This is a genomic window from Mesorhizobium sp. WSM4817, from assembly GCF_055811135.1.
Genome location: NZ_JBVVQQ010000006.1, coordinates 251804 through 266059 on the forward strand (window position 1 = coordinate 251804; position 14256 = coordinate 266059).

The window sequence follows — 14256 nt, forward strand, 5'->3', positions numbered from 1 at the left end:
AAACCCTATGTTTCCCGATAGGGAAAGCAAAAACATGACCTCGAAAGTGCAAACCCTGAAAGCATTTCTTGGCGGCGCCGGCCGTGTCGCGCTGGTCGAGGTGGCCGGGACCAAAGGCTCGACGCCCCGCGAGAAGGGCGCCTTCATGCTCGTCTCGGGCGCGGCGATTTTTGGCACGATCGGCGGCGGCCAGCTCGAATTCATCGCGATCGATAAGGCACGGCAGCTGCTTTTCTCCCCCCTTGAGGGGGAGATGGCCGCGGAGCGGCCAGAGGGGGTCGGTAGAGGAAGCACGCGACCTAAGAAAATGTCGAGCACTGGCGCGGCGACCCCACCCGACGGCTTCGCCGCCACCCTCCCCTCAAGGGGGAGGGATGTCCGCGCTACCCTCGATGTCCCGCTCGGGCCCGAGATCGGGCAGTGCTGCGGCGGCAGGGTCGAGGTGCTGATCCGGCTGGTCGACACGGCGTTGGCGCAAGAGCTGGTCGCGGCGGCGGACGCCGAGCAGGCGCAGCTGCCGCATGTCTACATCTTCGGCGGCGGCCATGTCGGCCAGGCGCTGGCCTCGGCGGTGGCCTTGCTGCCGGTCCGTGTCGTCGTTGTCGAGACGCGGGCCGAGGCGCTGGAGGGCATGCCGGACAGGGTCGAAACCAGCCTGACGCCAATGCCCGAGGCGATGGTGCGCAAGGCTTCGGCTGGCGCCGCATTCGTCGTCCTCACTCACGACCACGCACTGGATTTCCTGATCGTCGCCGAGGCACTGAAACGCCGGGATGCCGCCTATGTCGGCATGATCGGCTCGAAGACCAAGAAGGCGACATTCAGGAACTGGTTCCTGAAGGCGGCGGACGGCAGCGAGGCGCAATTTGCCGGCCTCGTCTCGCCGATCGGCGGCGATGCGGTCAAGGACAAGCGTCCGCAAGTCATTGCGGCCTTGGCGGCGGCCGAGATCATGACGGCACTGGCCGCCCATGCTGGCGCGCGAGCCGCGCCGCACCCCGTCTCTCGTGGCAAGGCAATGGCCGGCTGACGGCCAGAATTCGAGCAACGCTCATTTGCCGGCCAGAATTTCCTTGATCAGCCGTTGGCAGCGCTCGGCCATGAAATCGAGCAGCAGCCGCACCTTCGGGTCCTGCAGCTTCTTGTGCGGGTAGACGGCGGCGAACTGCACCGGCGTCGGTGGAGTGTCGGGCAGGATCACCTTCAGACGCCGGTCCCGGATGAACGGCTCGACCTCGAAGCGCGGCTTGTTGATGATGCCGCGGCCCGACAGCGCCCAGCCGGTCAGCACGTCGCCATCGTCGGTGTCATAGGGTCCGTGCACCTCGAATTTCCGCGGACCGTCGGCCGTCTGCAGCGTCCACACATATTCGCGCGCGCCGGCGTAGCGCAGCATCAGGCAGTCGTGTTTGCTGGCGATCAGTTCCTGCGGCTCGGTCGGTTCGCCGCGCGTCTCCAGATATTTCGGCGCCGCCACCAGCACCCGCTCGCACTCCATGATGCCGCGCATTCTCAGGCTGGAATCCTCGATGATACCCAGTCTGAACGCGACGTCGATGCCTTCCTTCATGATGTCGACATTGTGGTCCGAAAGCCTCAGCCGAACCTCGATGTCAGGATATTTGTCGTGGAAATCGGGGATTCCCGACGCCACCAGCCGCCGGCCGAGGCCAAGCGGCGCTGTCACCTTGATGGTGCCACGAGGCTGGCCGGACAAAGCGCTGACAGCGGCTTCCGCCTCGGTGACCGCCTCAAGCACCTGCTTGGCGCCGGAGTAGAACACCGTGCCGTGCTCGGTCGGCATCAATTGCCGCGTCGTGCGATTGAACAGCCTGACACCGAGATGTTTTTCGAGCTCCTTGATGCGGTTGGAGGCGACCGCTGGCGAAATGCGCATGTCGCGCCCCGCCGCCGACAGATTGCCGAGCTCGACGACGCGAACGAAGACGGAGATGTTGTCGAGATAGGCCATGCGGCTTTGGGGCTCTCATGCGGCTGCGCAGGGATAACCCTAGTGCATGACCCCGAAAAATCGGAATCGATTTTCGGAAAGGATCATGCACCAGATAAGAGTTCTACAGCGTCCTTTGCGCGTCCAAGGGACGCGCGGCGCTGTAGTATTTTCCATTTTTTTTTGAAAGTCATCGTGCCGCTCGGCCCTTTCCGTTTGCGCTCCAGTCCGTAAAGTCACCCAATCGGCAGGGACGACTTTTCAATGATCGATTTTGCGATTTTCTGGGACTGGCTGAGTTTCGCCGTGCGCTGGCTGCATGTCGTCACCAGCATAGCCTGGATCGGCTCGTCCTTCTATTTCGTCGCGCTCGATCTCGGCTTGCGCCAGCGTCCGGGCATGCCTGTCGGCGCCTTCGGCGAAGAATGGCAGGTGCATGGCGGCGGCTTCTACCACATCCAGAAATATCTCGTGGCGCCGACCGAAATGCCTGAGCACCTGACCTGGTTCAAATGGGAATCCTACGCTACCTGGCTGTCGGGCTTTGCCATGCTGTGCGTCGTCTACTATGCCGGCGCGGACCTCTTCCTGATCGATCCCAACGTGCTTGCCATGTCGGTGCCTACAGGCATCTTGCTGTCGCTGGCGACGATCGGCGTCGGCTGGGTGGTCTACGATCTCTTATGCCGTTCGCCGCTTGGCAGGAGCGACACCGGCCTGATGCTGGTGCTCTATGGCGTGCTGGTGTTCATCGCCTGGGGTCTTACCCATCTGTTCACCGGCCGCGCCGCTTTCCTGCATCTTGGCGCCATCACCGCGACGATCATGTCGGCCAATGTCTTCATGGTCATCATTCCGAACCAGAAGATCGTCGTCGCCGACCTGATCGCCGGCAGGAAGCCAGATCCGAAATACGGCAAGATCGCCAAGCAGCGCTCGCTGCACAACAATTACCTGACGCTGCCCGTTCTCTTCCTGATGCTGTCGAACCACTACCCGCTGGCGTTTGCTACCCAGTTCAACTGGGTGATCGCCTCGTTGGTTTTCATCATCGGCGTGCTGATCCGGCACTATTTCAACACCATGCATGCGCGCAAGGGCAACCCGACCTGGATCTGGCTGGCTGCCGCCGTCCTGTTCGTCGTCATCATCTGGCTGTCAACCGCGCCGAAAGTGCTGACCGGCGAAGTCAAGGCGTCCTCGACGGCACAGGTCTATATCGCCTCGGCGCATTTTCCCGCAGTGCGCGATACGGTGCTTGGCCGTTGCTCGATGTGCCATGCGCAGGAGCCGTCCTACGAGGGCATCTATCACGCGCCGAAAGGTGTGATGCTCGACACGGACGCCGGTATCGCCGGGCAGGCCCGCGAGATCTACCTGCAGGCCGGCCGCAGCCACGCGATGCCGCCCGCCAACGTCACCCATATCACCGACAAGGAGCGGACGCTGCTGGTGGCATGGTTCGAGGAGGCGGGGAAATAAGCATGACCAGCACCCTCCTGCGCGGCCGCACGCTGTCCTTCCTGCGCTGGCCTGAGACCGTCGACGACCATTCCGCCTGGCGCTACGAGGACGACGGCGGCCTGCTGCTTCGCAACGGCAGGATCGTTGCCGCGGGCGCCTATGCCGACGTCGAGAAAAAGGCTGATGAAGGCGCAAAAAAGATCGACCACCGTCCGCATTTGCTGCTGCCTGGTTTCATCGACCCGCATGCGCATTTTCCGCAGATGCAGGTCATCGCCTCCTACGGCGCCGAACTGCTCGACTGGCTGAATACTTACACCTTTCCCGAGGAAACCAAATTCCAGAACGCCCAGCACGGCCGCCGCATCGCCAGGCTGTTCCTCGACGAGATGCTGCGCCACGGCACGACGACCGTCGCCGCCTATTGCTCGGTGCACAAGGAATCGGCCGAGGCGTTCTTCGCCGAGTCGCATCACCGCAACATGCTCAACATCGCCGGCAAGGTGATGATGGATCGCAACGCACCGGAGGGCGTGCTCGACACGCCGCAATCGGCCTATGACGACAGCAAGGCGCTGATTAAGGAGTGGCATGGCAAGGGGCGCCAGCACTATGCCATCACGCCGCGCTTCGCCATCACCTCGTCACCCGAGCAATTGGAAATGGCGGGCGCGCTGTGCCGCGAACATCCCGATCTGCACATGCAGACGCATCTGTCGGAAAATCACGCCGAGATTGCCTTTACGCTGCAACTCTACCCGCGGGCATGCGACTATACCGATGTCTACGAGCACCATGGGCTGCTCGGGCGCAAAAGCCTGTTCGGCCACTGCATCCATCTTTCGGAACGCGAGGCGGATGCGCTTTCGGATACGGGCTCGGTCGCCGTGTTCTGTCCGACCTCGAACCTGTTCCTCGGCTCGGGCCTGTTCGATTATCAGCGTTACCGCCGCCGCGAAAAACCACTCCGCATCGCCACCGCCACCGATATCGGCGGCGGCACCAATTACTCGATGCTGCGCACCATGGATGAGGGCTACAAGGTGATCGCGCTGAACGGCGAGAAGCTCAATCCGTTCCAGTCGTTCTGGCAGCTCACCCGCGGCAATGCCGATGCGCTGTCGATCGTGGAAAAGATCGGCACGCTCGACCAAGGCAGCGATGCCGACATCGTCGTCCTCGATGCCCGCGCCACGCCGGCCATGCGGCTGCGGATGGAGACGGCGGACACGCTGGCGGAGGAGCTGTTTCTGCTGCAGACGCTGGGCGACGACCGCGCCGTGCGCGAGGTCTACGTCGCCGGGCGGGCGATGAAGACGGATATGGCGGTTTAGCTATCCCACAAGTCCCGCTTGACCCAGCGGCAGCCATCGGTCAAGCGTGCCGCGACGTTTTGATAGGGGAACGACATGGCCGTTGCGGACGATATCGCTCTGATCCAGAAACAGGAAGCCGAGCTTGTCTTCTCGGTCTTTGACGAAGCTGTCGCCTTCAAGATCGGCTCGACGATCCGCGACCGGGCACTGGCCCAGGGTTTGCCGATCATCGTCGACATCAGGACCTTCGACCGGCCGCTGTTTTACGCGGCAATGCCGGGCTCGAACGCCTCCAATCCGGATTGGGCGCGGCGCAAGATCAACGTGGTGCGGCGGTTTTTGAGAAGCACCTACCGCATGGTGCTGGAGCAGCAGCGTCCCGACCGCAGCTTCAAGCCGGGCGAGGGGCTCGACATATCGGACTATGTGCTGGCCGGCGGGGGCTTTCCGGTCACTGTCAAGGGCGCCGGTGTGATCGGTGTGATCGCGGTCTCGGGCCTGCCGGAGCGCGAGGATCACGGCGTCGTCGTCGATGCGCTGTGCAGCCATCTCGGCGTCGACGGGCGCGAGCTGGCACTGCCGCCGGAAGCAAAATGACAGAGATCGATCCCAAGACCTTCCTCGCCGCCATCTTCAATGCCGCCGTCGCCGCCGCCGATCCCCAGAGGACGATCAGGGATCATCTGCCGGCAACGCCGAAAGGGCGCACCATCGTCATAGGTGCAGGAAAAGGCTCGGCGCAGATGGCGGCGGCTTTCGAAAAAGTGTGGGACGGGCCGATAGAAGGGCTGGTCGTCACCCGCTACGGCTATGGCGCGGCATGCCAGCGCATCGAGATCATCGAGGCGGCGCATCCGGTGCCGGATGCCGCCGGGCTCGAAGCGTCGCGCCGGCTGCTCGAAAAGGTGCAGTGGCTGACCGCGGACGATCTGGTCGTGGCGCTCATCTCAGGCGGCGGCTCGGCGCTGCTGCCGGCGCCCGCCGAAGGTCTGTCGCTGGCTGACGAGATCGCCGTCAACGAGGCGCTGCTCGCCTCCGGCGCGCCGATCGCCGCCATGAACACAATCCGCAAGCATGTTTCCACCATCAAGGGCGGCAGGCTGGCGGCAGCTGCCTATCCGGCAAAGCTGGTGTCGCTGGTCGTCTCCGACATTCCCGGCGACAATCCGGCGCTTGTCGCTTCCGGCCCGACCGTTCCCGATTCCGGCAACCGCCAAGAGGCGCTGGCATCGATCGCCGCCTATGGCATGAAACTGCCGGCTGCCGTGATGGCGCATATCAATTCGCCGGCCGCCGATGCGCCGCGCGTCGATGATCCGCGTTTTTCGCGCAACGAAGTGCATCTGATCGCCTCGGCCGGCGTCTCGCTGGAAGCGGCTGCGGCCGAAGCCAGGCGCCATGGCATCGAGGCGGCCATCCTCTCCGATTCCATCGAGGGCGAAGCGCGCGAAGTTGGGGGTGTCCATGCGGCAATCGCCCGTGAAGTCGCGACGCGCAACCGGCCTTTCCCGAAGCCCGTGCTGATTCTATCAGGCGGTGAGACGACGGTGACCGTGCGGGCGAAGGGCAAGGGCGGTCGTAACACCGAGTTTCTGCTTGCCTTCGCCATCGGCATCAGCGGCATGGAGGGTGCCCATGCACTGGCCGCTGACACCGATGGCATCGACGGTTCGCAGGACAATGCCGGCGCCTTTGCCGACGGCTCGACGCTGTCGCGGATGCGGGCGGCAGGCGTCGATGCCAAGGCGATGCTTGCGGGCAACAATGCCTGGACGGCATTCAACGCCGTCGGCGATCTCTTCGTGCCCGGCCCGACCGGGACGAACGTCAATGATTTGAGGGCAATCCTGATCAGATAGGGGTCAGGCGGCCATCAGCTTTTTCACTGCCTTCATGTCCTGCAGGAACCGCTCGCGTTCGGCCTGCTTGTCCGCCGGCTCGCGAATACGCAGGATGAAGGACGGGTGGATGGTGACGAACACAGGCAAGCCATCGTCCCGATCCACGACCGCGCCGCGCATCTTCATGATCGGCACGACCTTCCCGAGCAGTGACTGCGCCGCCGTTGCGCCGAGCGCCACCGCCAGATTGGGCTTGATCAGATCGAGCTCCCTGTCGAGCCACCAGCGGCAGGCCCGTACCTCGCCGGTATTTGGCTTCGAGTGGATGCGCCGCTTGCCGCGCGGCTCGAACTTGAAATGCTTGACCGCATTGGTGACATAGACTTTCAGCCGGTCGACGCCGGCATCGTCCAGGATGGCGTCGAAGACTTTTCCGGCCGGACCGACAAAAGGTTTGCCGGCCAGATCCTCCTGGTCGCCTGGCTGTTCACCGACGAAAACCACCTTGGCCTTGTCAGGCCCTTCGCCGAACACGGTCTGCGTTGCGTTGCGCCACAGCGGGCAGCGGCGACAGGCCTTCGCCACTTCGCTGAGTTCGGGAATGGTGCTTGCGCCATCGTCTTCTGCCGTCTCAGGCAATTCAGGCTTGGGCCAGCGTCTTGCCTGCACCTTGGCGTGGTGTGGAGAATTTGTCTGCATCCTGGCGATCATGGCTTATGCGGCCTTGCCCGCTGCTGCGATCAGATGCGGAATGAGCGAAGCCCCAGAAAGGTTCCTTCAAATAGCCGGGACCCGGCTTTCGCTGGGCGAATGACCGGCGATGCGATGCCTCACACCTCGTGCAGATAGAGATGATAATCCAGTTCGCTGACCGTGCGCGCCACCCGCAGATATTCGGATTGCTTGATCGCCACGAATGTTCGGTGCAGGTCTTCCCCTAGCGCCGCTTTGAGGAATGTCGAGGCCCTTGCCGCCTCGATCGCGGCGCGCCAGTCCACCGGCATGGTGGTGCGCGTGATTGCTGATTCGTAGCCATTGCCGGTGGTTTCGGGGCCTGGATCGAGGCCCTCATCGAGACCCTTGACGATGCCGGCCAGCACGGTTGCCGCCACCAGATAGGGGTTGGCGTCGACGCCCGACGGCCGGTGCTCGATGCGCCGGTTTTTCGCGTCGCCAGCCGGCACGCGCAATGCCACCGAGCGGTTGTTGACGCCCCAGGTCGGCGCCACCGGCGCATAGGATTGCGAAACGAAACGCCGCCATGAATTGGCGTGCGGTGCAAACACCAGCATCGATTCGGCCATGGTCTGGATGAGGCCGCCCAGTCCGCGCAGCAGCGGCAAGGACCAGGTCTCGCCGCTGGCTTCGGCAAAGACGTTGTTGCCGGCCTTGTCCTGCAGCGAGACATGGAAATGCATGCCGGAGCCGGCGTATTTCTCGATCGGCTTGGCCATGAAGCAGGCAGTGACGCCGTGGCGGCGCGCCTGCGCCCGCACCAGCCGCTTCAGCATGACGAGGTCGTCGGCGGCCCGCATCACGTCCTTGCGATAGTTAAGCGTCAGTTCGTACTGGCCAGGCGCATATTCGGAAATGACCGTCTCGGCCGGGATGCCTTGCACCCTGGCCGCGGCATAGATATCGGAAAACAGCGGCTCCATGCCGTGCAGATGGTCGACGGAATAGACCTCTGTCTTGGCCGAGCGGCGGCCGTCGAGCACCGCGTGCGCCGGCTGCACCTTGCCGTCGGCGTCGCGCTCGTTGGCGAGCAGGAAGAATTCGAGCTCGAAGGCGCCGGCCGGATGCAGGCCCTTGGCCGCCAGTATCTCCACCTGACGGCCCAACGCCAGGCGCGGGTCGGAGGACATCGGCTGGCCATCGAGATGGTACATCGCCATCAGCACCTGGCCGCGCGGCGGCTGTGTGCCGAACAGCGGCACCAGCGTGCCGGGGATCGGCCATGCCCGCAGGTCGCCGTCGCCCGTCGTCCAGATCAGTCCGGTCTCGTGCACGTCCTCGCCGGTGATGTCGAGGCCGAGGATCGAGATCGGCATATGCCTGCCGCCCTCGAAGATGCTCATCAACTCGTGCCGGCGCACGATCTTGCCACGCCCGACGCCATTGGCATCGGTCAGCACGATGTCGAACGCTTCGATCTCGGGATGGGCGTCGAGAAAGGTATGCGCCTCGGCGGGCGTTGAGCCCGAAGGGGAGGCGATGATGGCGTTCAAAGTTTGCTTGTGCGCTTCTCTCATGTGCAAGCTTGTCTCATGCCGCGAGCCTTGCCGCAACCGCGCCGAAGGCGGTGATCAGGCGGTTCACTTGGGCAGCGCTGGTCGCCGGCGAGATCAGCATGATGTTGTGGAACGGCGCGATCAGCACGCCGCGATTGACCAGCGCGACATGGACAGCCGCTTCGAGCGCCGGTGCGTGCGCTGCTTCCGCCTCGCCGCCATTCCTCAGCGGGCCGGGTGCGCAGATGAACTCGACGCGGGCGCCGACTCGGGCAACATGCCAAGGCAGGCGGTAACGGTCGATGACGGCGGTCAGCCCGGCGTCGAGCCGCCGCGCCAGATGGTCCATATGGCTATAGTTCTCGTCGGTCATCACCTCTTCGAGCGTGGCGCGCATCGCTGCGAACTGCAGCGGATTCGCCGAGAGCGTCGTGCCCATGCCGGAATAGCCTGGTTCCTTGGTCCTGACATAGTCGGCATAGCGGGTGGCGACGCCATCGCTCATGCCCCAGACGCTGGCTGGCACGCCGCCGGCGATTGGCTTGCCGAGCACGAACAGGTCCGGCTCCAGGCCGTGTTTCCTGGTGTAGCCGCCAGGACCGGTCGAGATCGTGTGCGTCTCGTCGATCAGAAGCAGGGTGCCAGCGGCGCGGGTGAGACGCCGCAGCGCGTTGTGGAAGCCGGGATCGGGCAGCACCATGCAGGAATTGGTCAGCACCGGCTCGGTGACGACACAGGCGATTTGCTGGTCCCGGAGTGCTGTCTCAAGCGCCGGCACATCGTTGAACTCGACGACATCGGTCGCCCCGGTCAGGTCGCGGAATTCGCCGGCCAGTCCTGGCCGGTTGGCCGGTCTGCCGTCGACCAGGCGCACCATCGTCTCGTCGACCGAGCCGTGATAGCAGCCGTTGAAGACCAGGATCTTGCCCCGACCGGTGATGGCGCGGGCGACGCGCAGCGCGAAGCGGTTGGCATCGGTCGCCGTTGTCGCAATCTGCCAGAACGGCAGGCCGAAGTGCTGTTGCAGCAGCGGGCCGATGGCGAGTGCATCTTCCGAAGGCAGCATGTAGGTCAGGCCGCGTCCGGCCTGCCTACGGATGGCGTGGGCGACCGGCGGCGGCGAGTGGCCGAACATCGAGCCGGTGTCGCCGAGGCAGAAATCATCGAGCCGATTGCTGTCGATGTCAGTGATAGTGGCGCCTCTGGCGCTGTCGACCATTATCGGGAACGGCGTCGGCCAGTCGTTCATCCAGTGCATCGGCACGCCGCCGAAGAAACCCGGCAGGCCGTTGCCGACCTTGGCTGCCGATTTCGGCCTTGCCGTGCGGAAGGCTTCGGCCTCGGTCTCGCGCAGATCCGCGATGCGAGCAGTGCTGATGCCACCGATCGCCATCTTTGAATGGTCGATTGTATGCATGAATGCCCCCTCATGCGTCACTCTAGCCAATCGGCGGCCGGAACCGCAATTGGCCGCGCGGTTCAGTGACAGAGGGCAATAGGGGAATGTGTTCCTACTCCCTTACTGCCCTCTACGGCCCTAGGCCGAAATATCGATGACGCCGCAGTCGCCGGCGGCGCTGCCGAAGGCGACGCGGCGTTCCTCCTTGTCCCATATCATCGAGGTAATGGCGCCCTTGCCCGGTCGGCGCAGAAGCACCTCCTTGGCGTCCGCGAAACGCACCGCCATCACCATGCCGTCGTCATAGCCGACGGCGACGACATCCTGGCTCGGATGGCAGGCGACCGAGGTCACCATGGCGTTGCCGCGCGTGCCGAGTTCCAGCGGCGCCTTGCCCATCGGCCCGTCCTTGCCCGAAAACGGCCAGACGATCGCCGCCGGGGCTCCGGAACTGGCCAGCCATTTTCCTTTGGCGCTCCACGACAGGCTTTTAACTTTGCCGGGATAGCCGCTCATCCGCATGTGCTTGCCATCGGCGAGCTTCCAGCCATGCAGCGCGTTCTCCTGCATGGTGGTGACGAGGAAGGCGCCATCCGGCGAGAAGGTGATGCCGGTATGGGCGCCGGCCCATTCCAGCTCGACCGGCTTGCCGTTCGCCGCCGGGAAATGCAGCGTCGCGCCATTGTAGCGGGCGACGCCGAAGCGCATGCCCTTGGGCGAGAACGCCAGCCCCTCGACCGAACGCGGATGCAGGAATTCCTTGGTCTTGCCGTCGGAGAAACGCACGAAGGCGATCTTGCCCGAGGCATAGGCGACGGCGCCTTGTGGTCCGGCGGCAACGCTGGTGATCCATTTCTTCCCGGCGCTTGCCAATTCTGCCGCATTGCCGCCGGCGGTAACGGAAAAAATCTTGCCGTCCTCGCCGCCGGTGATCAGCCGGTCGTTGGCCACATCGTGGAAGGCGGCGAGAAGCCCGTCATTGGCCTGCGCCGTCTTGTGGCCATGGTCCAGCCGATGGATCGTGCCGTCGGCCAGCGCGAAATGCGGCACGTCGCCAAGGAAGACGGCGGCGATGCAATGTCCCTGGAGATCAAGCGGGGCGACTGTCGGCATGGGAGATTCCATTCGAGATTTCGGCTGGTCGTCTACCCGCGCGGGAGCGGCCAGCGCCGGTAGGTGCAGCTCTCCCTCTCCCCTTGTGGGAGAAGGTGGATTGGCGCGCAGCGCCAAGACGGTTGAGGGGTGCTGGACGGAATGCCGTCGTTGCCAAGCTGGAACACCCCCTCATCCGACCGAGCTTCGCTCGGCCACCCTCTCCCACAAGGGGAGAAGGAGAGAAGCGGCAGCGCTAGCGTTATAAGGCCTAGAAATCAAGCCGCCTGGCAGGCATCAAAACTCTTCTTCAGCCGCTCGGCGTCGAGCTCGCGGCCGATGAACACCAGCCGGCTCTCGTGCTTCTCGCCGTCCTTCCAGGCGCGCTGATGGTCGCCCTCGATGATCATGTGCACGCCCTGGATGACGTAGCGCTCGTCATCGCCTTTAAGCGCGATGATCCCTTTCAGGCGCAGGATGTTCGGGCCTTCCATCTGGGTGATCTTCTCGATCCACGGGAAGAATTTTTTCGGGTCCATCTCGCCGCCCCGCAACGACACCGACTGCACCGTCACGTCATGGATATCGGACGGGTGCGCGTGATCATGGTGGTCATGACCGTCATGGTGATGATGCCCGTCATGGTCATGATGATCATAATCATGATGGTCGTGGTCGTCACGCGCCTCGAGGAAATGCGGATCGTTCTCCAGCGCCCGGGAAAGATCGAAGGCGCCGCGGTCGAGCACCTCGGACAGCGCCACGCCGGCGCGCGTGGTGCGATGGATCCGGGCCGCCGGGTTGATCGCGCGGATCGTCGCCTCGACCTTGCTCAGTTCCTCCGGCGTGACGAGATCGGTCTTGTTGAGCACGACGACATCGGCAAAGGCGATCTGGTCCTCGGCTTCGCGGGAATCCTTCAGCCGCAACGGCAGGTGCTTGGCGTCGACCAGCGCCACCACCGCGTCGAGCCTGGTCTTGGAGCGCACGTCGTCGTCCATGAAGAAGGTCTGCGCCACCGGCACCGGATCGGCGAGGCCGGTCGTCTCGACCACGATGGCGTCGAAGCGGCCTGGCCGGCGCATCAAGCCCTCGACGACGCGGATCAGGTCGCCGCGCACCGTGCAGCAGACGCAACCATTGTTCATCTCGTAGATTTCCTCGTCGGATTCCACGATCAGCTCGTTGTCGATGCCGATCTCACCGAACTCATTGACGATGACGGCGTAGCGCTTGCCGTGGTTTTCCGAAAGGATGCGGTTTAGCAGCGTCGTCTTGCCGGCGCCAAGATAGCCGGTGAGAACGGTTACGGGGATCTGCGTCGTCTGTGCATCGCTCATGTTGGGCCTCGAAAAGGATTGTTGGCTCCATATAGGATGCACGCTGTGCTTTTGCACGTGGCAACCGATGGGCCAAACAGGTCGCCAACATTGCCGGGCTCTCCCAACATGCCGGGTTTCATTGGCGTTGGCGGGTCTCACTGCCTAGATAAGACCAAGCCAGCTTGCTCGACAGAAACCAAAAAGAGGCGCCGGATGTCCGACAAAGCGTCCTCCTTGCCGTTGAGCCGGCGCCAGGCGCTCGGCCTCATTGCTATTAGCGCGGGCGGCGGTGTCTTTCTGCCGGGCATCGCGCTGGCTCAGCAGGCCTCGCCCTATGCCGGCCTTGCCCTGTTCGATAGCGGCGCCGGCGTCTGCGCCATCACACCGGAAGCGACTGAGGGCCCGTTCTATTTCGACCCGAAGCTCGAACGCGCCGATATCACCGAAGGCAAAGCGGGCGTTGCCCTCAATCTGCGGCTGCAGGTCGCCGACGCAGGCTGCCGGCCGCTTGCCGGCGCGCGGGTCGATATCTGGCATTGCGACGCCCAAGGCCATTATTCAGGCTATCCGGGACAAGGCGACGGCCAGGATGTCGATACGTCAGGGCAGAGTTTTCTGCGCGGTTGGCAAAAGACCGATGACAGCGGCATCGTCTCGTTCGCCACCATCTATCCCGGCTGGTATCGCGGCCGCACCACCCACATCCATTTCAAAGTCTTCCCCAACGACAATTCGGTGATGACCGGCCAGCTGTTTTTCCCAGACGGCCTGAGCGAACAGATATTCACCACTGTCGCGCCCTACACCGACCGGTCCGGCAAGCGGGATACGTCGAACGCCAGGGATGGTATCGCCCGGCGCGCCGGGCCGCTTTCGCAGGCGGCGCTGCGCGAGGTGGCGGACGCCTACCAGGCCTTGATGATCGTCGCGGTGAGGGCTGATTGAGTCCCGCATCGGGTGTGGCGTTCCTTCCGAACGCGACCACCTGCGCTGAAAAGTCGTTTGTCATCTAACTGAAATAAACATCTGGCATTAGCCACGGCGGACACCGCATTGCTTGCCGGCAAAGCTGTTTTGCAAAGCCGGATCTTTTTTGATCGTCCATTGCCAACCGGGCGGCTGCCTCTATGCTGTCCACACCGGTTCGGCCGAAGAGGGATAGCCATGGCCAAGGCGGACAAGACTGCGACAATGAGCCGGCTGCATTCGGCGGCGCGGCTGGCGCGTACGGCACTCGCAGCGCGGCTTTTGGCGCACGGCTTCTATGCCGGCCAGGACCAGATCATGCTGGCGCTCGACCGTGAGGACGGGCAGACGCCCGGCAATCTTGCCGGTCGCCTCGGTGTTCGCCCGCCGACCATCACCAAGACCATCAACCGGCTGCAGGCGCAAGGCTTTCTGGAAAAACGCGCTTCTTCCGCCGATGCCCGCCAGGCCCATATCTTTCTGACCGACACTGGCCGCGAAATCATTCATGCCATCGAGAAATCGGTGAAGAAGACCGAGAAGCAGGCGCTGAAGGGGCTCGATAAAAAGGACCAGAAGGCGCTGTTCAAGCTGCTCGCCCGCGTTGAGGCGAACCTCTCGAACGGAGAGATGGTTCTCGTCGATGACGAGATCGACGCCGACGAATGATCCGC

At 63.7% G+C, this 14256-nt stretch carries 13 protein-coding genes; 7 read left to right on the forward strand and 6 right to left on the reverse strand.

The window, feature by feature from the left end; all coding sequences use genetic code 11:
* The first annotated feature begins 34 nt into the window (after positions 1 to 34).
* Positions 35 to 1030, forward strand: coding sequence for a xanthine dehydrogenase accessory protein XdhC (gene xdhC / locus AC0L2K_RS11675; protein WP_473531398.1), 996 nt, complete (start codon positions 35 to 37; stop codon positions 1028 to 1030).
* Positions 1031 to 1051: 21 nt separating this feature from the next.
* On the opposite strand, the gene AC0L2K_RS11680 is transcribed toward xdhC, so the two are convergent.
* Positions 1052 to 1972 (reverse strand): LysR family transcriptional regulator, encoded by a 921-nt coding sequence (locus AC0L2K_RS11680; protein ID WP_023796825.1) that lies wholly within the window; start codon positions 1970 to 1972, stop codon positions 1052 to 1054.
* Positions 1973 to 2215: 243 nt separating this feature from the next.
* Here AC0L2K_RS11680 and AC0L2K_RS11685 point away from each other — a divergent pair, with 243 nt between their 5' ends.
* The 4 genes from AC0L2K_RS11685 to AC0L2K_RS11700 all read left to right on the forward strand — a co-directional run bounded on the left by AC0L2K_RS11685 (position 2216) and on the right by AC0L2K_RS11700 (position 6590).
* The gene (locus AC0L2K_RS11685; protein WP_128168396.1) at positions 2216 to 3433 is read left to right on the forward strand and encodes a urate hydroxylase PuuD; all 1218 of its coding nucleotides are present in this window, start codon (positions 2216 to 2218) and stop codon (positions 3431 to 3433) included.
* A 2-nt stretch (positions 3434 to 3435) separates the two neighbouring features.
* Positions 3436 to 4749: a guanine deaminase gene (gene guaD / locus AC0L2K_RS11690; protein ID WP_128168395.1), complete on the forward strand. Its 1314-nt coding sequence runs from the start codon at positions 3436 to 3438 to the stop codon at positions 4747 to 4749.
* A 75-nt stretch (positions 4750 to 4824) separates the two neighbouring features.
* A complete protein-coding gene (locus tag AC0L2K_RS11695) occupies positions 4825 to 5328 on the forward strand; it encodes a heme-degrading domain-containing protein (protein WP_128168394.1) in 504 nt (167 codons plus the stop codon).
* Entirely contained in the window at positions 5325 to 6590 is a 1266-nt protein-coding gene (locus AC0L2K_RS11700; protein ID WP_473531399.1) for a glycerate kinase type-2 family protein, read from the forward strand. Before AC0L2K_RS11695 ends, AC0L2K_RS11700 begins: the two co-directional genes overlap by 4 nt.
* Positions 6591 to 6593: 3 nt before the next feature.
* On the opposite strand, the gene AC0L2K_RS11705 is transcribed toward AC0L2K_RS11700, so the two are convergent.
* The 5 genes from AC0L2K_RS11705 to AC0L2K_RS11725 form a co-directional block, all read right to left on the reverse strand.
* On the reverse strand, positions 6594 to 7271 hold the full coding sequence (locus tag AC0L2K_RS11705; RefSeq protein WP_473531400.1) for a UdgX family uracil-DNA binding protein: 678 nt from the start codon (positions 7269 to 7271) through the stop codon (positions 6594 to 6596).
* Positions 7272 to 7402: 131 nt separating this feature from the next.
* A complete protein-coding gene (locus tag AC0L2K_RS11710; RefSeq protein ID WP_128168392.1) occupies positions 7403 to 8824 on the reverse strand; it encodes a glutamine synthetase family protein in 1422 nt (473 codons plus the stop codon).
* Between the two features lie 13 nt (positions 8825 to 8837).
* Positions 8838 to 10220: an aspartate aminotransferase family protein gene (locus tag AC0L2K_RS11715; RefSeq protein WP_473531401.1), complete on the reverse strand. Its 1383-nt coding sequence runs from the start codon at positions 10218 to 10220 to the stop codon at positions 8838 to 8840.
* A 120-nt stretch (positions 10221 to 10340) separates the two neighbouring features.
* On the reverse strand, positions 10341 to 11315 hold the full coding sequence (locus tag AC0L2K_RS11720; protein WP_473531402.1) for a WD40 repeat domain-containing protein: 975 nt from the start codon (positions 11313 to 11315) through the stop codon (positions 10341 to 10343).
* Between the two features lie 257 nt (positions 11316 to 11572).
* Positions 11573 to 12634 (reverse strand): CobW family GTP-binding protein, encoded by a 1062-nt coding sequence (locus AC0L2K_RS11725; protein WP_473531403.1) that lies wholly within the window; start codon positions 12632 to 12634, stop codon positions 11573 to 11575.
* A 195-nt stretch (positions 12635 to 12829) separates the two neighbouring features.
* Between AC0L2K_RS11725 and AC0L2K_RS11730 the strand changes: the two genes are divergently transcribed.
* Both AC0L2K_RS11730 and AC0L2K_RS11735 read left to right on the forward strand, forming a co-directional pair.
* Positions 12830 to 13561, forward strand: a complete 732-nt coding sequence (locus AC0L2K_RS11730; RefSeq protein ID WP_473531404.1) for an intradiol ring-cleavage dioxygenase — start codon at positions 12830 to 12832, stop codon at positions 13559 to 13561.
* Between the two features lie 219 nt (positions 13562 to 13780).
* Entirely contained in the window at positions 13781 to 14251 is a 471-nt protein-coding gene (locus AC0L2K_RS11735; RefSeq protein WP_023796815.1) for a MarR family winged helix-turn-helix transcriptional regulator, read from the forward strand.
* The last annotated feature ends 5 nt before the right edge of the window (positions 14252 to 14256 follow it).

Bases quoted from the DNA above. Each gene is read 5' to 3' on its own strand.
- AC0L2K_RS11685 (WP_128168396.1), top strand. From the start codon at position 2,216: ATGATCGATTTTGCGATTTTCTGGGACTGGCTGAGTTTCGCCGTGCGC.
- xdhC (WP_473531398.1), top strand. From the start codon at position 35: ATGACCTCGAAAGTGCAAACCCTGAAAGCATTTCTTGGCGGCGCCGGC.
- AC0L2K_RS11710 (WP_128168392.1), bottom strand. From the start codon at position 8,824: ATGAGAGAAGCGCACAAGCAAACTTTGAACGCCATCATCGCCTCCCCT.
- AC0L2K_RS11735 (WP_023796815.1), top strand. From the start codon at position 13,781: ATGGCCAAGGCGGACAAGACTGCGACAATGAGCCGGCTGCATTCGGCG.
- AC0L2K_RS11720 (WP_473531402.1), bottom strand. From the start codon at position 11,315: ATGCCGACAGTCGCCCCGCTTGATCTCCAGGGACATTGCATCGCCGCC.
- AC0L2K_RS11700 (WP_473531399.1), top strand. From the start codon at position 5,325: ATGACAGAGATCGATCCCAAGACCTTCCTCGCCGCCATCTTCAATGCC.
- AC0L2K_RS11705 (WP_473531400.1), bottom strand. From the start codon at position 7,271: ATGCAGACAAATTCTCCACACCACGCCAAGGTGCAGGCAAGACGCTGG.
- AC0L2K_RS11725 (WP_473531403.1), bottom strand. From the start codon at position 12,634: ATGAGCGATGCACAGACGACGCAGATCCCCGTAACCGTTCTCACCGGC.
- AC0L2K_RS11730 (WP_473531404.1), top strand. From the start codon at position 12,830: ATGTCCGACAAAGCGTCCTCCTTGCCGTTGAGCCGGCGCCAGGCGCTC.
- AC0L2K_RS11680 (WP_023796825.1), bottom strand. From the start codon at position 1,972: ATGGCCTATCTCGACAACATCTCCGTCTTCGTTCGCGTCGTCGAGCTC.
- AC0L2K_RS11695 (WP_128168394.1), top strand. From the start codon at position 4,825: ATGGCCGTTGCGGACGATATCGCTCTGATCCAGAAACAGGAAGCCGAG.
- guaD (WP_128168395.1), top strand. From the start codon at position 3,436: ATGACCAGCACCCTCCTGCGCGGCCGCACGCTGTCCTTCCTGCGCTGG.
- AC0L2K_RS11715 (WP_473531401.1), bottom strand. From the start codon at position 10,220: ATGCATACAATCGACCATTCAAAGATGGCGATCGGTGGCATCAGCACT.